This window comes from Nitrosococcus halophilus Nc 4 (genome assembly GCF_000024725.1).
Lineage (GTDB): Bacteria > Pseudomonadota > Gammaproteobacteria > Nitrosococcales > Nitrosococcaceae > Nitrosococcus > Nitrosococcus halophilus.
Genome location: NC_013960.1, coordinates 1,836,596 through 1,856,146 on the forward strand (window position 1 = coordinate 1,836,596; position 19,551 = coordinate 1,856,146).

Consider the following 19,551-nt stretch of genomic DNA (forward strand, 5'->3'; position numbering starts at 1 on the left):
TGTTTATGTAATTATAATGATAATTGTTATTATTTATTTTAATTTTATAAAAATAAATAAGTTTGTTATTTATAAGGATATGAACTCTGTTAATAACAAATAATTAAGGAGTGGTCTTTTACCATGCGAAAACGATTGGGTATCCCCATGGTTTATTTGGGGCTACTGCTTATCATCAGCCTGACCCTGTTTCGGCCCGCTGCGGCCGATACTGCGGTCACACTGGATATTCCGGCCCAGCCGCTGGAGCAGGCGGTCACTGTCTTGGCGAGCCAGACTCAGTTGACTATTGGTGGCGATACTAGGTTATTGCGTGGCCACCAGGCGCCCCCCCTGCGCGGTAGCTATACGCCGGAAGCCGCTTTGCGGGCGCTGCTAGCGGGTACGGGGATTACTTACCGATTCACCGGAGCGAAGACGGTGACCCTGGAGCAGGCGGTGGCGTTGGAAGAAGGCGCGATGATGCTCGGGCCGGTCGAAATCGAAGGGGCCGCAGAGTCGGCCTTTGGGCCGGTTGAAGGATATCGTGCTAGCCGGAGTGCGACCGGTACCAAAACCGACACGCCGCTGATTGAGATACCGCAATCGGTTTCTGTTATCACCCAGGAGCGGTTGCAGGATCAGCGTGCCGACAGTCTTGACGAAGCCTTGCGTTATACCCCAGGCGTGCAGGGGGAGACCTTTGGTTTTAATCCCCGTGCGACCTCATTAAAAATTCGGGGTTTTGATTCGATCACCACGGGCCTTTTCCAAGACGGTCTCCAACTTCGTACCCCCACCACTTCGGGGGAGGCCTTTAACCCCGAACCCTATGGGGCGGAACGAATCGAAGCCCTACGTGGGCCGGCCTCCGTTCTCTATGGCCAAAGCAGTCCCGGCGGCATCATTAATATCGTCACTAAACGGCCGCCGCAAGAACCGCTGCGAGAACTGCAATTTCTAGCAGGCAATTTTGATCGCTACGAAGGAAGGTTTGACTTTGGCGATTCCATTGATGAGGGGGGGGTGTTTTCTTATCGGCTGACCGGTCTCGTTCGGGACAGCAATACGCAAGTGGATTTCATTGAAAACGATCGCCGGTTTATTGCACCGGCCCTGACCTGGCGCCCCACTGAAAATACTTCGCTGACCTTTCTGAGCCATTACCAGGAAGATGAGTTGGGGGACTTTCAATTTTTACCCAGCCAGGGAACGGTATTGCCCAACCCCAATGGCAGCCTGCCAGCCAGCCGTTTCACGGGTGAGCCCGACTTCGACAAATTGGAGCGAACCGTGCATTCAGTGGGTTACCTGCTTGAGCATCATGTGGGTGAGACCTGGACCTTCCGCCAAAATCTCCGTTACAGCCGCAGCGATCTGGATAGGGCTGTCGTGTTCAGCGCGGGTTTGCGGGATGACCTCCGGACCCTGGATCGGTTTGCCTTTGGCAATGACAAAGACTTGGATGTTTTTGCCCTGGATAATCAGGCTCAGGTGAATTTTTCAACCGGTCCTATTGAGCACACGTTGTTGGTCGGAGTTGATTATCAAAACTTCGACGTTCGCAACTTGACCCCCTTCGGTTCGGCTCCTGCCATTGATATTTTTAATCCCGTCTATGGAGCGCCGGTTCCTTCGCCTCCTATCATCAGCGATATGGATACCAGCTTGCAGCAAATTGGGTTTTATTTTCAGGACCAACTCAAGCTCTATGATAAGTGGGTGCTCTCCCTGGGTGGGCGCCAAGACTGGGCCAATACAGAGAGGATGAATAACTTGGCAGGAACGGGCACGGAACAGGATGACGACAAATTTAGCGGGCGTGTGGGCTTAGTCTATCTCGCCGATATGGGGTTGGCGCCCTATTTCAGCTACTCGGAATCCTTCCTACCCATTGCGGATGTCAACTTAGCTGGAGAGCCGTTTGCGCCGGAGACCGCTCGGCAGTATGAAATTGGCGTTAAATACCAGCCCCCTGGCTGGAACAGTTTTGTGACTGTCGCTGCCTTTGACCTGGAACGGCAGAATGTGCGCACGCCGGATCCAAACAATCCCTTAAATCAGGTCCAGACCGGGGAAGTTCGCTCCCGCGGGGTTGAGCTAGAGGGGGTGGCGAGCTTGAATTTCGGCCTGGATGTGATTGCTTCTTATACTTATCTGGATGCGGAAATTACTAAGAGCAATGTTCCCGGCGAGGAGGGTGAGCGGCCCACCCAGGTACCGGAGCATCAGGGCTCGGTATGGGCCAAGTATACGGTTCAAAAGGGCCTTTTAAGAGGGCTCGGTTTGGGGGGGGGCGTTCGTTATACCGGATCCAGCTTCGCCGACACCCCTAACACTTTTGAAAGTCCGGATTTTACCATGGTGGATGCAACCATCTCCTATGATTGGCGTCAATTCCGCTTCGCGCTGAACGCCAGCAACCTCTTTAATGAGGAGGCTTTCGTCTGCTTCAGCGGGGGTAATTTCTGCTCCTTTGGTCCCCAGCGCACTGTCGTTGGAACCATTCGTTACCGCTGGTAGTTAGGAGGGATTCACATGCGGCTCTTCCTGGTACTTCTCCACCGCTGGTTAGGATTGTTCATCGCCGTGTTCCTGTTGATCGCGGGCCTGACCGGGGCGGTGATCTCCTGGGATCATGAGCTGGACGAATGGCTCAATCCGCAGCTATTCAAGGCCCGATCAGGGTCGGAGGAGGCAGGGGAGTCCCTGTCCCCAGTGGCTTTGGCCGCGCGAGCGGAGGCCGCCGATCCGCGGGTGCGGGTCACCTATCTGCCCCTTGCGGCCGAGCCAGGCCATACTGTGGTTTTGTTTGTTCAGCCGCGCATAGACCCGGCTACGGGAGAGGCTTTCGAGCCTGGTTACAACCAGGTCGCGCTGGATCCCATGACCGGGGAGATCCAGGGCCGACGCCTATGGGGCGAAATTGGATTTAACCGCGAAAATTTGTTGCCCTTTCTCTACAAATTGCACTACAGCCTGCATATTCCGGATGGCTGGGGCCTCGAGCTGGGCATTTTGCTCATGGGCATTGTGGGCATCATCTGGGTGCTCGATAGTTTTATTGCCTTGTGGATTGCTTTTCCAAGCGCCGGTGCTTGGCGCAAATCCTTCGCCTTCCGTTGGCGCCAGGGCGGTTATAAGCTTAATTTTGACCTGCATCGCTCCGGCGGTGTCTGGGTTTGGGGATTGCTGTTCATCATGGCCGTGACCTCCGTCTCGATGAATCTTGAGTTTCAGGTCATGCGCCCTGTGGTATCGGTCTTTTCTGATCTAAGTCCTAGCCCATTTGAGACCCGCACGGCCAGCCCGCCAAATCAACCTGTTGAACCTCGGATTGATCGCGCCCGCGCCCTGGAAATCGCCCAGACCGAGGCGGATCGACGGGGCTGGACGGTCCCCGCCGGCGGGATATTTTATTCGCCGGCTTATGGGGTTTACGGGGTCGGTTTCTTTACGCCAGGCAATGATCACGGTGATGGTGGTTTGGGCAATCCGCGCTTCTATGTCGACGGCATGGACGGCTCTCTAGCCGGTGCGGAGGTGCCGGGGAGCGGGAGCTTCGGCGATATCTTCATGCAGGCCCAGTTTCCGCTGCATTCCGGACGTATTCTGGGTTTGCCTGGGCGCATTCTCATCTCTGTCATGGGCTTGGTCGTTGCCATGCTCTCGGTGACCGGCATTGTCATCTGGGTCAGAAAGCGCCGGGCACGCTTGGTTGCTGGGGTGCGTAAGCAAAATGCACCTGCAGCAACGGGGCCTTTACCGGCTGAATTTGGCGATCGCTAAAATTAAGGAATCTCAGTTAATTGGGAGAAACTGATGGAGATGCTCATCTCTAATGAAGCAAATGATTCTATTCTATTTAAGGTTTTGATTTCTTTGTGCTCTTCGTGTCTTTGTGGTGATCTCTTGAATTATCTGGGCTAGGAAAAGGATTGACTGATTTGTTATTAGTAATAATAATGATAATAAATATTAATTATATTTTTTCCTGTGTCCCTATTAATTTACAGCCGCGACCCCTGATAAGCCAATGAAAACCGTTACCCTTAATGTGACCAGTTCGTTATCTGGACGGAAGATATTTCGTTTCTGTTGGCCTCATGTTCTGTGGGCGATCCTTATCCTCTTTTGGAGTCAGGGCATTGCTTGGGGGCAGACTGAGGCTCTAGCAGAAGCTTCTTCTTCCCCTGAGCCAACCGTAAGCGCTGCCTCGGCAGGGGCACGGGTAGTCGATCCTGCCATATTGCCTCATGATTTATCCCCTTGGGGGATGTTTCTGGGCGCAGACTGGGTGGTTAAGGCGGTCATCCTCGGTCTTGTTTTCGCTTCGATAGTCACTTGGACCATAGGGTTGGCGAAAAGCTTGGAATTGGGAATGGGAAAACGGCGCTTGAGAGGGGCGTTGGAAAGGTTAGGAGAAGTGCGCACCCTCGGGGAAGGCATGAAATCCCTACGTGACGAAGAAAGCATTGTCAGTTTATTTGCCGACGTGGTGGAGAAGGAATTGGATTTTTTTGCCGATTCTATTCCTGAGAAAGAAGGTATCAAGGAACGCATTGCCACGGGATTGGGTCGGATCGAAGTGGCGGCTAGCCGACGCATAAGCCGGGGTACCGGCATACTGGCCACTATTGGCTCAACTGCGCCCTTCGTGGGGTTGTTTGGGACGGTCTGGGGGATTATGAACAGTTTTATTGGTATCTCTGAGGCCCAGACTACGAACCTGGCCGTGGTGGCCCCGGGTATTGCCGAAGCGCTTCTAGTGACGGCCATTGGCCTCATCGCTGCCATTCCGGCAGTGGTGATTTATAATTTTTTTGCCCGTTCGATTGCCGGCTATCGGGCCTTGCTGGCGGATACCTCCAGCGAAGTCCTGCAGTGGGTGAGCCGGGACTTTGACCAGCGGCAACTTGCAAGTTCAGCGCCTGAACAGCGGCAACGATTGCTGCGTAATGTGGTGGAGTAGACCCTATGGGAGTTCAGCTCGATCAGGGTGAGGAAGATCTTGCCGAGACCCACGAAATCAATGTCACGCCTTTTATCGACGTGATGTTGGTGCTGTTGATTATCTTCATGGTGGTTGCCCCCTTAGCTACGGTGGATGTGCCGGTTGACTTGCCGGCTTCCACGGCCGAGTCCCAACCTCGCCCCGACAAGCCCCTCTATCTGACCTTGCAGGATGATCTCACCCTGGTGCTTGATGATCAGCCGATCAAACTCGAGATGCTCGAATCGGCGCTGGATCAGGCGACGGAAGGGGATAAAACGAGCCGCGTATTTCTGCGCGCGGACAAGACGGTGGCTTATGGCGACTTGATGGAGGTGATGAATGGCTTGCGGGCCGCAGGTTATCTGAAGGTGGCGTTGGTTGGCCTTGAGGGAGCGGGGAAGGATTCCAGGGGAGAAGGGTAATCAGCGTGCCTTTGGCTATGGATAAAGCCAGGCGGGAGGAGATTGTTCGCTGGGGTTTGGGGGTATTCCTTGCCGTGGGTCTGCATGTGGGCGCAGCCTTTGGGGTAATCGTATGGAATGCCACTAGGACTCCGCCGCTATCGCCGCCACCGGCAATGATGATCGAGTTGGCGGCAGTTCCTGTTGCGCCGCCACCCCAGCCTAACAATGCGCCACCCGAGCCTAAACAAGAGAAGGTGGAACCCCCTCCCCCTGAACCGGAGCCAGAACCTTTACCGGAGAAGGTGGAGCCCCCTCCGCCGCCAAAGCCTAAGGTCAAACCGGAGGTGGCGTTGCCTAAACCGCCGCCGCCCAAGCCCCGCCCTAAACAGCCCCAGCAGCCTCAACCAATTGAGGAAAAGACTCCACCACCGGAGCCGGTATCAAAGCCTCCAGCACCGGCGGAACAATCGCCACCGGCGCCTAAAGCGAAGGCACCAGCGCCTAGTGCGTCATCAGCTCAGGTTAGGAAGACCGTACAGACCTGGCAACAGCTATTGCTTGCCCATATCGAACGCCACAAGCGCTACCCCAGCTCGGCCCGAAGGCGGCGGCAGGAAGGAGTTACCTATCTGCGTTTTGTGATGGACCGGGAGGGGCAAGTCCTTTCCGCTCGGATCGAACGTAGTTCAGGTTATACCCTCTTAGATAAGGAAACCCAAGCGTTGATTGAGCGGGCCGCGCCTTTGCCGGTTCCCCCCCCGGAGATTTCCGGCAAGCAGTTAGAGTTTGTGGTACCGGTACAATTTTTTATCCGTTAATGGAGGCACACCAGTAATCTTCCCTGCGGCGATTTTTGTCTTGGGGGGTTTCCTTTAGCCTGAGGGGAATATCTTGATGGCTTCCAACACTCTCAGCTTCCAAGCCTTGGTGCGCTTGCTGCGCTATGCCAAAGGCTATCGTCGGCGGATCTTGGCCGCCACGACCTGTTCGATCATCAATAGATTGTTCGACATTGCCCCGGAAATACTGATTGGGGTGGCTATCGATGTGGTAGTCAATCGGGAAGATAGTTTCATCGCCCTGCTGGGGTTCACCATGCCCCAGGAGCAGATCCTGATGCTGGCGGTGCTGACTTTCCTGATCTGGGCTGGGGAGTCGTTGTTCGAATATTTCTACGAGATCCTGTGGTGCAACTTGGCCCAGCGGTTGCAAGCCGACTTGCGCCAGGATACCTATGAGCACGTCCAGCGTCTAGACATAAGTTTCTTCGAGTCGCAAAGTTCCGGGCGGTTGGTGGCGATCATGAATGACGACGTCAACCAACTTGAACGCTTCTTGAACGGCGGCGCCAACTCTTTGATCCAGACAGGGGTTACGGTGGTCGCAGTGGGGATAGTGTTCTTCGTCCTGTCCCCGCTGATTGCGCTGCTGGCCTTCACCCCCATCCCATTGATTATTTGGGGCGCCTTTTTCTTCCAGCGTAAGGCTAGCCCCCTCTACAGCAATGTGCGAGAAAAGGTCGGCGACCTGTCGAGTCGGCTTTCCAATAACCTAAGTGGCATCGCCACCATCAAGAGCTTTACCGCCGAGGTCCGCGAAGCCGAGCGCCTAAAGGCAGCCAGCGAAGCCTATGTGGAAGCCAACCACCAGGCAATCCGAATCAGTTCGGCATTCATTCCGGTGATCCGCATGGCTATCCTAGTCGGCTTCCTAGCTACTTTTACCGTGGGGGGCATGTTGGCCCTGGAGGACAGCTTGAATGTGGGGGCCTATGGCGTGTTGGTATTCCTCACCCAGCGGCTGCTGTGGCCGCTAACCGGCCTGGCTGAGGTCATTGATCTCTATGAGCGAGCCATGGCCAGTACGCGGCGGATCCTCGATTTGTTGGAAGTGCCGGTAATGGTGAAAGATAAGAGTGGCCAGCCCTTATCTCAACCGGTACGAGGTAGGGTAAGCTTTGAAGGTGTCAGTTTCCATTACGAAAGCAGTGGTATGGGGGTAGATGGCGTCAGTCTGCATGTGCCGGCGGGTAATACCCTGGCCCTAGTGGGGGCGACGGGGTCTGGAAAGTCGACCCTAATCAAACTGTTACTGCGCTTTTATGATCCTCAGCAGGGGCAGGTATGCATTGACGGTCAGCCGATTCGCGAGGTGAGTTTATGCTCCCTGCGCCAGGCCATCGGTCTGGTGAGTCAAGAGGTTTACCTATTTGAGGGCAGCATCCGGGACAATATCACCTACGGCCGGCCCGGTGCCTGCGAGACCGATATCGCAGAAGCAGCGCGTATGGCCGAGGCGTGGGATTTCATTCAGACGCTGCCGGAAGGGCTTGATACCTTGGTGGGTGAGCGTGGCGTGCGCCTTTCCGGCGGTCAGCGCCAGCGCCTGTCGCTAGCCCGAGCTCTGCTCACGGATCCGCCGATTCTGGTGTTGGACGAGGCCACCAGTGCCGTCGACAATGAAACCGAGGCGGCCATCCAACGTTCCTTGCAACGAATCGGTTATGGCCGCACCGTGATCATCATCGCCCACCGCCTGTCGACCATTGTCCATGCCGACGAGATCATCGTGATCGATCAGGGGCGGGTCGCCGAGCAAGGTACCCACACCGAACTCCTTGAAGCTGAGGGTCGCTATGCCACCCAGTGGCGGGTGCAGACCGGCATGGCCAAGGCCGTGGACGTGCCGTTGCCCTGTTGATCAAATCATTTTCACCTCGTTGCTGATTGCGGGAGAACCAGTTTTAAATCGGTCTTGATATTAAAACCGGACACTCATACTGGCGCTGACAGTACGAGGAGCACCCGGTGTGAGTATGCCGAATTGGGCATTTGCAAAGTGGCGCTTGTCTAGGAGATTGTCCACATTCACGCGGAGGGTGGCCAGTGTGCCGCCGAGCTGCATATTATAGCGGGCACCAAGGCCAAATACGTCGAAATCAGGAGCATCATCGCCGGTATTGAAGTCGTTCAGGGGTCGCGACCCGGTGCGGGTCCAACTACCGCTGAAAACCAAACCGGGGAAGACTCGAGGCGCGTACTCTGTAACCAACGCCATTCGGTGGCCGGGTACCCCAGAAGGGCGATTGCCCTCGATAGCGGGATCTTCCATATCCTTGAGCTCGGCATCTAACAGCATGGCGCTGCCGAACACGATCCATTCGGGGGTAATCCGCCCGGTCACTGAAAACTCTACGCCCCGGTGGATTTGGCTGCCGTCCTGGACAAACGTATTGGCGGCGTTCACGATTTCGGCTGTACGGTCAATTTGAAATAGGGCCGCCTCTGCCCTCATTTCATCCAGTTCTACCTTGGCGCCGATTTCGATTTGATTACTGGTCAGTGGTCCGAGCTGCTGATTTTGATTGGTGGTGCCCAAGGGGGCGACGCCCCCCGCCTCGAGCCCTTCGATGTAACTCACATAGGTGGAAATGTTGGATAGGGGCTTGAACACCAGCGCAACGCTTGGTGTCAGCACGCTCTCATCAAAGCGTGCGGTCAAGGCGCCGGTGCTATCAAAGCTTTTTTCGTCGCGCCCCGTATAACGGCCGCCCAGATGAAGTTTCCAGGCCTCCCCGAAGGAGAGGATATCATGGGCGAATACCCCCTGCTCCTTGATGCGCATGGTGGCAAAGGATGGCGGAGCTTGGGGCGAAGGATCCGGGATGGACACCGGGTTAAAGATATTGGTGGTGCCAATTTCCTCGAAAAAGCCGTCGCCCCAGCGAGTCTTGAGGCGATGATCGGAGTACCCGAATGCCAGTTCATGGGCGATGGGGCCGGTGGTAAGTTCTCCTCTAATCATCGCTCGGGCGCTGAAGGGCTCGCGGGTCTGATCAGGGCTGAAGAACAGAAAGACGGTAGCATCCCCATTAGGCTGGAGGCTGTCGAGCAAGATTGAGTTCTGCTCCCGGTCCAAGCGCATCCAGTTTCCTTCCGCTACGATCGACCATTGATCACTGAGAAAATGCTCAAGTTTGCCGCTTACGAGCGTAAAGGTGGTGGGGAAGGTGGCCCAGGTTTGGCCTAAGAAGGTCTCTGGATCGAACCCTGAAGGAATGTTGCCATTCACATCTGCCAGCAGGTCGGGTTGGGTGATCTGATCTCTTTCCTCATGTTCTACATCAAATTGGAATAACGTATCGGGCGTAATCCGCCAATCGGCTGCAAGACTGACGAACGGTCGTTCGCTCTCGACCTGGTCAACAAAGGATTTCTGCTCTTCCCAGGCCGCATTGACCCGAACGCCGAAGTTACCGTTATCGGTACGACGGCTGAAGTCGGCATGGGCTCTGATGTTGCCGAACTCATTGCCTACCACATGGAGCGCATTGATAGGCTCGAAGGCTGGTCGTTTGGTGACATAGTTGACTAAACCGCCTGGCGCCCCAAAGCCCGCTTGCAAGGCCGATGGGCCTTTGAGAATTTCAACGCGCGCCTTGAAGGAGTACAAGGAAGTGCGACGCCCCCCTAGCGAGAGTGCGCAGCGCAGCGGAGCATCGAGCGCGAGGGCCGCATTACTTGCTGTCGTCGCCGTATTTGGTTCAGACAGCCGAAAGACTGTAGTCATAACCATCTCCCCTCTGTATTAGTTTGAAATTTATCCAGTTGGCCGAGATCTTCCCGGCCTTGGCTTTCACATCAAAGGTGCCGCTAGCCCGAATGCTGGCCAGTATCCCAACATGATCGCCAGCGTACTTGCCTTGGGGTTGCGAGAGCCTGACGAGATCACCCGTTTGAAATCCCTTTACTCGCCTACACCGCCCCGCCTTGCCGCGAGGAAAGCCATATTTGTCGGTTCTGACGACTTGCCTTGTTCCGCGCCCCGTGGCTTTGATATGTAGCGCCCGATAACCTTCAGTTATTGTCACTTGCTCAGCGCTTTCGCCAACACATGCCGCGTCTATCCAATGGTCTTTGGTATAGCCTTGGCTGATCCTGTTTTTCTTGGTGCGCCCACCAGACCAAAAAGAAGTCGGCAATCCCACTGACTGAATAGTGCACCCGATGGCGTAGCGGGTAGCATTGACCGCCGCTGCATCTTTTAGAGGCAGCTTGGATTTGGACTGGATCTGGGTATACCCAAACTCGGCCGCCGTTTTGCTGTTCTTTTTTTTGTTGCAGGGCGCGCGGGCCAGGGTTAAATTAGATACCCGATTACTACCCCCCCTCGATCTCGGTATAATATGCTCAACCTCTAGCGGGATATCTTTCTTATTGCAATAAGCGCACTTCCTGTCCCACTTCTCTAGCAGATATTCGCGCACCTCATACCCCATCAACTCGCCCTGCTGATACTCAACGCCGTTAATTTCAGGGTTCTGAATTTTTTGAGTATCAAAGCGCACAGTTTCGATATGACATTCTGAAATGGGAACTCTATCTAGCAGACGATTAAACCAGCTCGAAACGTTTTCAACCCGCGAGTTTAGCGATGGCGGCAGCCAACCCTTCGGTTTTGTTCTGTTTAGAAATCGTGGCGCACGATAGCGGGTCTTTCTGCCTCTACGACCTCGGCGCAAACTACGACGACTAGCCAGCCGCTCACGGATGGCGTACCCGCGATGGGTAAGATTGGCGGCCCATAACACCACGCGCCCCTGTTGAGGAAAATTCCCAACTAAAGCCAGCCCGGTTATTTTGCTGCCCGGATCAACCTTAAATTCAACCGGCTGCGGGTTGGGATCAACCCTATATTTCAGGATGATCGTAAATGGCTGCATCCGATAAACGCCAGCCTTCCCGTCTCGCAACAGCCGTCTTGCCCTTGCTGGGCTGCATGGCATCAACGGTTTTCTATCAGTGTCTAATACAAAAACTCTATTCATTAGCTTTTGCTACTCTAAAAGTTAGGGTTCTCTCGCCAATGTTTGAAGGGTCGTTCAGTCTCGGCATTCGCTCCTGTGTCGCTCCGTAGTTCATTGCCTTTGACCTCAGTGCCTGGGGCTGAGAAATGCACCCCAGGGTGAGTCGCTTTCGCTTCAACTTCAAACGTAGCCCCGAAGGGCTGAGGCTGGTTGAGCCAACCAACTCATTCGGAAAGTTCAGGACGAACTTGGAGAATGAGTTAGGCGACGACTCAACATTCTCTAGCCCGGTGGCTTGCTGGTTTATTATCCTTAAGCCGTTGTAGCGGTAGTTGTTGAAATTATTCAAATTTAAGCCACGGATGGCCAGATTGGTAAATGCACCTGGATTGACGGCGGAGGAGGTCACGCTGGCATCGAGTCGATCCATCGCACCGATGTCATTAAAAGATTGATTGAAAAATAACTCCCATGGCGCTACTTTGACTGAAAATGGCGTATCCAACAGTGGTTGATCACCAAAACCTGCTAAGGCAGAATCTTTTGCCTTGTAGCCTTGGCTTGCGCCTTCTGCCTCAGTTTCGGAGGTGACGGTCACCATTGGCAATCTCATCTCTTCTGCTTGTGTCGGCTCCTCGGCACCGGTTTGCTGGGCATGGGCCTGTCCAGCAAACGCTAACCCAAGCAGTGCATAAGGCAGCGAAAGGGAAAATAGGGTGCGTTGGAGGCGAATAAAATTCTTGGTCATTTTTTTGGGGGTTTTAGTCTTCATTTTGGTTTTTATGGTCGAAAGTTGTACAGAGCTTCCTAGTTAGGTTAAATGCAGCGAAACGGCAGCCGGTGCAGATGAATCTGTCGCGGTGATTGAAAAACGGGACAACTCCAGCCAGCCTTCTCAGAAGGCTGACTCTATCGCCCCCTTCAATGAGAAGTACTGTGGTGGTCTACCGCAGCTTCGGTTAATTGTCCCTTAGCGCCTGCCTTGAGGACGGCGATGCCTTCCCGAAGGCTCTTCTCTACCCAGCGGGTGAAGTTAGGATGCGGTATTAAGCCTTGTCCATTCATCACATACTCCAACCCGTCCAGATATGTCCCATAGGAGCCTGAACCGTAAAGCCGATTGGAAATGACGATGGCTTGGCCACCATTATTCGCCTGTTCGATAAAGGCGCGGATCTCGCGTAGGGCTTCGGCCCGCTTGTCGGGCCAGTCCTCCCGCAGGCTCATGGCGCGGATGTCACGGAAAGGCGCCGGGAGTATGGCTTTGATAGTGGCGATGTTATGCTCGGTGATGAGGGCAAGGTCGGCCGCATTTGCCTTGTCACTTCTGCTACCGTGGGAGAGGAGAAGGATGCTTTCTTGCGAGGGATCTTGGCTCACCTCCAGTATCCGGTCCTTGAGGATTTCCGAGATCAAGGGATCGGGCTGATAGCCGCCTGTGGTCACAAAACGGACGGAGGTGCGCACGCGCTCAGGCACTCCGCCATGGTTGTGGGCCGGTGGAGCCATGCGGAGCCCAAGAATATAGTCGCTCGCCTCGCGGAAATGATGGGACATGGCGTAGAGGCGCAAAAAGACCCCATGGCGCACCCCCGCAGCCTCTAGCTCGTTCACCGCTTGGCCAATAGCGAAAGGGCTTGCCATGCCGAAGGCGAAGGCGGTGGGATAACGCCTCACCATGTCTGGCATGGCGGCGATGATGCCGTCATTGTAGGGCGCGGTTGAGCCATGGGGCATGATGATGAAGCCGATAGTGTCTTTGGTCACCGGGACATGCCTATTGATCATACGCCGCAGCCAGGTGCGCACTGCCGAGTGAGGCATGACGCTTTCGGCAATATGGATATTGGCGTGGGTATAGCGCCGCTTTAGCATCGTTTCAAGCGACATATTGGGCGTAAATTTGAGGCCGACGACCGAAGGGATAATGAGGGTGCGGCCCGCCTCGGCGAACCGGTTCACGAGTGTCGCCGTCTCGGCCTCCGCAGCCTCTGCCTCTGGACCTCCTGCTGTTCTGGAATAGGTGAGCGCAACCTCGGTTTCGGCAAAGGAAACGAAGGGGCGGATATCGTCCAGTAGACGCTCGCCGAGCGATCGCAAGGTCGCGGCGCCTCCGGTATCGCCGGCCCCCGAAAGCCATAGCACCAGCCGTTCTGCTGCCGGCGTTTTGCTCACCGAGCGGATGCGGTCGAGCAGTATCTCTCGGAGCAGATAGCTTTCTCCGAGAGCCGGCGTCCAGGTGAGCACAGCGGGGGCCATGGCAGTCTCGATTTGGCTGCGGAAAAGCCCGAGGAGATGATCGGCCTCCGAGACGAAAAGAGGAATGGCGATGACCTTACCCACGCCATGCTCATGGAGAAAGGCCCGGGCCGCTTCCATATAGGCGGCATAGCCGTTCTCAATACCCTGATAGTCGGGTCCGATGAGCAAGAGTTTTACCGGATAGTCCGGGTCTAGGTCCGCGACGGTAGCCGCAAGCTCCTGGTTGCCGACGGCCCCCCGGTCCATGGCGACGACCAGGACGCCGATCCGCTCTGAAGCGCTGGTGAGAGGAGGAAAAATGCACAAGATAAACAAGAATAACCACCGGAGCATCACTTTCATACCTCTTTTGAAGGGACCAAATTAAGGTTTCCCTCTTGTTCAATTTCTGCTGTAAAACAATGGGGGTGATTTAACTAATGCCGGCGTGACTTTACTCCAACCGACAGCAGGCTCTCATGAGAATGCCAATTTCTCCCGGTGCGGCGCTGCCAGTATTCAAGGAGGTGTAAATAGGCTTTGCGGCTTTCCGAGTCGTTTTGAACGAGGGGGTGTTCGCTCAGCAAGTGCAAGTGATGCACAATGGCCGAGGCCAGGTGGGGGCAGGAATGATGGGTATAACGGCTCATGAGACAAGAGGCCGTTGCCTGGAGATGGGTGAGACCCCGGATTAAGGTATTGGGGGAAGATATTTTATGATTAGCCATGATGCGCGCTCCTCATTTTGGGCGTTAGGATGGAATTAAAAAGGGTCTGGAAGGGCAGACTGCGCCAAAAAAGCAAGTTACGGAGAAGAAGGACCGTTTGTTTCAAGCGCCTGGAAATGATTTCCGGAGGCGCTAAACGATGGAGGGAGGTGGGTCCTACTTGTTTCATTGAATTGCGGAGTCCTTGAGTACCCTGCCAGACCAAAACTTGAAAAACTGTTTTTATCTCAGATTTGCTTATATATTCTTTTGATGATGGAGGCTTAAAATTGGTAGGTGAGTGCCACTTTGAAATTACGCCCAGCCTCCTCGATGACTGAAAGATGACGTCTGTAAGCTTTATCGGTCAGGTTGTCGATAGCGAAATCCACCCGTAAACCCTTGAGGCCAGCAGAAGGAGGCAACCAGCTAGCGTACAGGTCATACACGCTATAGCCAGGGGTTTCCAGCACTCCTGGAGGAACTCGATCCTGCCGAGCGACAAAACGGCCCCGCCCGCCGAGGACAAATCCTAACCGAGAGAAGCGCCAGCCCAGATCGACCACTCCCTTGTCAGGTTGCACATTGGTGAGCGGCAAGCCGGTATTGTCGTCTTCACCGCGAGTGCGGCCAAAGCTGGCCCGAGCGAAAAAGCGGCTAGTGTCATAATGGATAGCCGCTTCGAAACCGTGAAGACGCGCCTGATTGAGATTGGCGTTTTGAGTAGTGCCGGCGAGAATATCGACTCTCAGATCGATGAAATCCTCGGCTTTAGTATCGAAGTAGGTGAATTCCAGATTTAGCCGATCCGCTGCCGCCAGTACTCCCTCCCAAGCGCTCCGGAAACCGGTTTCCCAGGTGTAAACTGTTTCCGGTTTGAGGGTTGGATTGGGGATGAAGAAGTTATCGGGGAAGCGGCCTGGAACCCCCCGAAAGTGGAGTCCTTCGGTGAGGCGCTCGGGCAGCGTGGGGGCGCGAAACGCCTTGCCGTAACTGCCCCATAGTTTGAGCCAGGAGGTCAGATGGAATATCCCGCCAATACGGGGGGAGAGGGCATCGTCGGTGGTGCTCTGGCCTTGCCCCGTCTCTAGCTCCAAAGTGTAGCGGTCATAGCGTAGCGCCGGAATGAGGCTTAGGTATTGACCGAGGGCGATCTCATCTTGGAGGTAAAATCCCCAGACATCGCTTTCCGCCTTGGGAAAGGAGGGCCGGGGCTCGCCGTTTTCCCGGCCTTCCTCTTCATCCTTGAAGTAATCCACCCCAAAAGTGAGTGTTTGTCCCAAAAAAGCCATGGGACCGGCAAGATCCATACTATTTTGGAGCTTAAATCCGGTGGTGAAAAACTCGCTGGTGGTTTGTCTACCGCTTTCCAGACGCCTTCGGCTATCGCGCAGCTCGGTACGGTAGGCATTGAGCTTGGGTTTGAGCCAAGGATGGGCTGGATCGTCGTAGCTGTACTGCAGGGTGTAGGTGCGGCGTTCGATATCGGTGGTGGCGTTTTCGTTGGTGCCACTCGACACTGTTTGGGGATTGGCGGGAAAAACCCCTTCGGTATTGAAGTAATCACCTCCAATGCGCAACTGATGGGCTCCAGGAAGATAGTTCAAGCGGACGAGGCCGGAAAGGTTCTCCGCAGCCGAGCTATCTAGCTCCTGGCCACTGCCCAAAGTGAGATCGCCAGAGTCCCGGTAGGCAAAATTACCCAGGAAATCCCAGTCGGCGGCACGCCCAAATAAGGTAGCACTGGTTGACCCCTCGTCGTTGACACTTTGGTAGCCGCCCTTAAGCCGCGCGCCAAAGCGCTCGCCGGGGGCGAGGAAGTCGCTCGCCTCTCGGGTGGTCATGGCCACCACGCCGCCAAGGGCGCCACTGCCATAAAGAGCCGAGGCCGATCCGCGCAGGACTTCAATCTGTTTAAGTAAATCCGGTTCGATAAAAAAACGGCCTAGATGACCGACACTGAAATTCTGCCGGGCGCCGTCGATAGTGGTCAGGATGCGTTCGCTGCTGAGACCGCGAATGGTAATGGTTTCGCCGATAGGTCGCGGTCCGGAGGCAAAATCGATGTTCGGCAAGACTTGCAAGAGATCGTCCATACTCTGGGCCTGCCGGCGCATGATCTGCTCGCTATCCAAAACACTTACCGAAGCAGGCAATTCAGCCAAGGGGCGTTCGGTCTGGGTTGCAATAACAGTCACCGGATCGAGAACATGGTTTTCTACATCCAGAGAGGTATCCGCGAGTGCTTTGGCGCCTATTCCACTGCATAGAAGAGGGATCATCGCCATCTCCGCACATCTTATTTCTTTGTTCATCTGACGCTGTTGCCCCTAGCATCAAATGCTCTGTAATCCTAGCCATCAGAGCAAAATGAGGTGAACCTTGTCTCCATTTTGGTTATTGCAAGCCTAGTCTTTGGCGCTAGTTTTAGGCCGCAAGCGGGAGAGGGTAAGGTCAATTAAAATATAATAATAATGATAATCATTAGTGTTTAGTAAATCAATGCCAGTGTGTGAAGGATGATGGCAACGCTGTTTGCGGAAAATGAGGCTCATGTTGATCGCATCGATGAATACGGCGTCTTTTACCGGGTCGAGGGTGCGTTGCAAGACCCTGAAGGGATATTGGCCGTAGTTACCATTTGGATGCGGCAAGAGGCAAATCCATTTTACTTTCCTTGCCCCGGCATATCGCCAGCCCTTAGTGTTTTGGGAATTCAACGGGACGGGAGCTGGTTTTCCCTTGATTGACTTGCATGTGGAAAGGAATGCAATTTAGCCGCGAATTAACGCCCATGAACGCAAATATTTCAATGACTTAGAGACAGGCAAGAGTTTGCCCGCTAAGCAATCATTCAAGGCATTGTTTTATAAGCGTTTATTCGCGTGCATTCGCGGCTAAAAACCGAATCTAGGTTGTTCCCCGTATCTATTTTCCTTTGCCCCTGTCAGTAGGTTCTAACGTAGAGCCGTAGGGGGGGAGCGCAGTGAAACCCACCGCTACCCGCCAAGGTTTTCCAACAGTTTCTGAACCACGGCCGATGCCGGGTTTTCAAAGTCACGGGCAATCAATATGTCTGTCTTATCTCCACTATGGTGTCAGCCTAACCCCAACCCAAGCCCCAATAGGTGCCCCTGGGCCAAGAAAGCGGGGATCTTCCAGATCGCTAAGTCCTGGCGCCTCATCCGGTTCGCCAAAAACCCCAAAGGTCTCATAGTCCTGGTCAAAAAGATTCTGCACTCGGGCAAAAATCTCCAGGTGTTTATTGACGATATAACGGCCTCGCAGATTAGCGATGACAAAACCAGGGACCTGGCTGAAATCATTGCTTTCATCGCCGCGAAAACGCAAACTGGATTGGCCTAAGACATCAAAGCCCAGGGAAAGATTAGGCCGCAGCCAATAATCGGCACCGACTTTAAAGTTATGCTTGGGCAGTCCTGGGATTCGGTCTCCGGCCTCCACCTGGAGCCGCCCCTCATTTTCCTCGGCCTGGGGGTTACTAGGGCTTAAGGCGATAAAGGGGGTCTCGAAAGTAGCCTCCAAGTAAGTGTAATGGGCAAACCAGCGCCAGCGTTCATGGCGTCCCCTCAGCCCTACTTCCACCCCCTGGCGCAAGGTTTCGCCCACATTCTCAAAGAAGCCCTCACTGGCGGTGACTCCTCCTGTGGTCTGGAAGAGGATATCGTCCTCATTCCGGGTATGAAACCAATTGGCATTCCAGTCGATTTGGCCCAGCAAAGTTCCCCGAAACCCGGCTTCCCCGGTTTTAGCGACCACTTGTTCCAAGGGGGGATCGGCCACAAAGGAGTTGGGCAAGCGGCAAGGATCTTCCGGATCGGCGCAAGTGAGTTCCGAGGGGGTGGGAGCACGGGAAGATTCACTATAATTGCCATAAAAATTCACCTCCGGACGAAAGGCATAGGTGAGTCCTACGGCGGGGTTGAAACGAGAGAAGCTGTGTTCACCATTAAGCGCTGTGCCAAGCTGATCGCTCAATTCTATCTCGGTATGGTTATAGCGGCCTGAGAAGGTGACGGCCAAGGCCTCGGTGAGGGAGAAAGTATCGGTAAAAAAGAAGCTATAGGTTCTGGAATTAATATTGACGCTAACCAGCGTATCAGCGACGACCGGACCGAGTCCCCGGGTCCCCCGGCTTTCGGTAAATTGGGCCATCTCGGTCTCGAAATTAAAGTCCGCTTCGGCCTCGGCGTAGCTCACGCCCAAAATTAATTGGTTGTCCCGCCCGGCAATGGGCTGGAGGAAAGTGCTTTGAAAAGAGACCCCATAACTCTCCTGCTCGGTCTGGCTTTTGTTGTTAATGGCTAATTCATCTTCATCCGCTTCTCCCACGAAAATTTCCCCATTTTCCCTATCCACCACCCGTTCGTCTGGGTTGTCGGCCTCGACTAAGAAACCTTCTTCATCCACCTCAAACTCTTCTTGACCGTCGCCGTTAAAGGTATCCCGGTCGTTGCGGCGGTAGTAGGCGTTGCCAGTCAATTGCACGGTGTCTGTCAACCAATGATCGCCAATAAGATTGACCATCACCAGTTCATTTTGCGTATTGTCAGGAAAGGTAAACACCGCTTCCCGGTCCCTGGCCAACAGTTCTATAGGGGCCGCACCGTTGCCATTGAGATCCGTATCGGCGGCGGTCACTTTCAAATCCAAAGTGGTGCCGGGAGTCTGCCACCCAAAATCGGCAAAAATCTGCTTCACTTGGGAAGGGGATTCATCCCGCCAGCCGGCTTCATCAATAAAGTTGCCGGTGATGAAATAGCCCAATGCGCCATTATTGGCGCCGCTTTCAAATTCCACCGCCGCCCGGCCAAAAGAGCCGCCGTAGGTTTGAACGGCATGGCCTGGAGCCGTGAAACCATCTTTGGTTTGGATAGAGAGGGCACCGCCCAGGGCGTTAAGGCCAAATAAGGGATTAGAGCCGGGCATAAGGTTGATGCTGGCAATGGCCGAGGGGGGGATAAGATCCCAGTTTACTGCATCTCCAAAAGGTTCATTGATACGGACTCCGTCCTGGAAAACCGCTAATCCTTGAGGCAACCCCAAGAGGGGGGAGGCAGTAAAACCCCGGTATTGCAGATCTGGCTGAAAGGGATTGTTCTGGGCGGCGTTGAGATTGATACTGCCAAAAGTCTGGTTAAGAAAGTCAGAGAGATTTAAGCTTTGTTGGCGTTTAAGGTCTTCTGCGGTGGCCCCCTGGATATGGGAGGGGATAAGCTGCTTGGACAAGCCCACGCCGTGGAGGGGGGTTATCCCTATCACGTCGAGGGGCGGCAAGGTGTAAACGGTTTCACCCTCTTGAGCATTGGCCGTTGAGGCGGGCAACAAAATGATCATGGCTACCCCGGCCATTGTGGCGTATCGCCAGGGGATGGTTTTAGAAGTCGGGTTCAAACT

14 protein-coding genes are annotated in these 19,551 nt (G+C 54.5%); 6 read left to right on the top strand and 8 right to left on the bottom strand.

What is annotated here, in order from left to right; translation table 11 throughout:
* Positions 1-123: 123 nt before the first annotated feature.
* The 6 genes from NHAL_RS08690 (at position 124) to NHAL_RS08715 (ending at position 8,079) form a co-directional block, all read left to right on the top strand.
* A complete protein-coding gene (locus NHAL_RS08690; protein WP_013032798.1) occupies positions 124-2,502 on the top strand; it encodes a TonB-dependent siderophore receptor in 2,379 nt (792 codons plus the stop codon).
* A 15-nt stretch (positions 2,503-2,517) separates the two neighbouring features.
* Complete coding sequence (locus tag NHAL_RS08695) at positions 2,518-3,768, top strand: PepSY-associated TM helix domain-containing protein (RefSeq protein WP_013032799.1); 1,251 nt, start codon at positions 2,518-2,520, stop codon at positions 3,766-3,768.
* Between the two features lie 247 nt (positions 3,769-4,015).
* Entirely contained in the window at positions 4,016-4,951 is a 936-nt protein-coding gene (gene exbB, locus NHAL_RS08700; RefSeq protein WP_013032801.1) for a tonB-system energizer ExbB, read from the top strand.
* Positions 4,952-4,956: 5 nt separating this feature from the next.
* Entirely contained in the window at positions 4,957-5,397 is a 441-nt protein-coding gene (exbD, locus tag NHAL_RS08705; RefSeq protein WP_013032802.1) for a TonB system transport protein ExbD, read from the top strand.
* A 5-nt stretch (positions 5,398-5,402) separates the two neighbouring features.
* Positions 5,403-6,197, top strand: coding sequence for an energy transducer TonB (locus tag NHAL_RS08710; protein ID WP_157862524.1), 795 nt, complete (start codon positions 5,403-5,405; stop codon positions 6,195-6,197).
* Positions 6,198-6,273: 76 nt separating this feature from the next.
* Positions 6,274-8,079 (top strand): ABC transporter ATP-binding protein, encoded by a 1,806-nt coding sequence (locus NHAL_RS08715; RefSeq protein WP_013032804.1) that lies wholly within the window; start codon positions 6,274-6,276, stop codon positions 8,077-8,079.
* 60 nt (positions 8,080-8,139) lie between these two features.
* Here the strand turns inward: NHAL_RS08715 and NHAL_RS08720 are convergent, their stop codons facing one another.
* The 8 genes from NHAL_RS08720 to NHAL_RS08755 form a co-directional block, all read right to left on the bottom strand.
* Positions 8,140-9,948, bottom strand: coding sequence for a TonB-dependent receptor (locus tag NHAL_RS08720; RefSeq protein ID WP_013032805.1), 1,809 nt, complete (start codon positions 9,946-9,948; stop codon positions 8,140-8,142).
* Entirely contained in the window at positions 9,923-11,206 is a 1,284-nt protein-coding gene (gene iscB, locus NHAL_RS08725) for an RNA-guided endonuclease IscB (protein WP_013032806.1), read from the bottom strand. The genes NHAL_RS08720 and iscB overlap by 26 nt, the downstream gene beginning before the upstream one ends.
* Positions 11,199-11,957, bottom strand: coding sequence for a hypothetical protein (locus NHAL_RS08730; protein WP_013032807.1), 759 nt, complete (start codon positions 11,955-11,957; stop codon positions 11,199-11,201). Before NHAL_RS08730 ends, iscB begins: the two co-directional genes overlap by 8 nt.
* A gap of 149 nt (positions 11,958-12,106) precedes the next feature.
* Positions 12,107-13,780 (bottom strand): hypothetical protein, encoded by a 1,674-nt coding sequence (locus NHAL_RS08735; protein ID WP_013032808.1) that lies wholly within the window; start codon positions 13,778-13,780, stop codon positions 12,107-12,109.
* Between the two features lie 83 nt (positions 13,781-13,863).
* Positions 13,864-14,154: a hypothetical protein gene (locus NHAL_RS08740; protein ID WP_013032809.1), complete on the bottom strand. Its 291-nt coding sequence runs from the start codon at positions 14,152-14,154 to the stop codon at positions 13,864-13,866.
* Positions 14,155-14,417: 263 nt separating this feature from the next.
* Positions 14,418-16,415, bottom strand: a complete 1,998-nt coding sequence (locus NHAL_RS08745; protein WP_013032811.1) for a TonB-dependent hemoglobin/transferrin/lactoferrin family receptor — start codon at positions 16,413-16,415, stop codon at positions 14,418-14,420.
* 126 nt (positions 16,416-16,541) lie between these two features.
* Positions 16,542-16,787, bottom strand: a complete 246-nt coding sequence (locus NHAL_RS21045) for a hypothetical protein (protein WP_157862526.1) — start codon at positions 16,785-16,787, stop codon at positions 16,542-16,544.
* A gap of 436 nt (positions 16,788-17,223) precedes the next feature.
* The gene (locus tag NHAL_RS08755; RefSeq protein ID WP_157862527.1) at positions 17,224-19,548 is read right to left on the bottom strand and encodes a TonB-dependent receptor; all 2,325 of its coding nucleotides are present in this window, start codon (positions 19,546-19,548) and stop codon (positions 17,224-17,226) included.
* Positions 19,549-19,551: the final 3 nt, after the last annotated feature.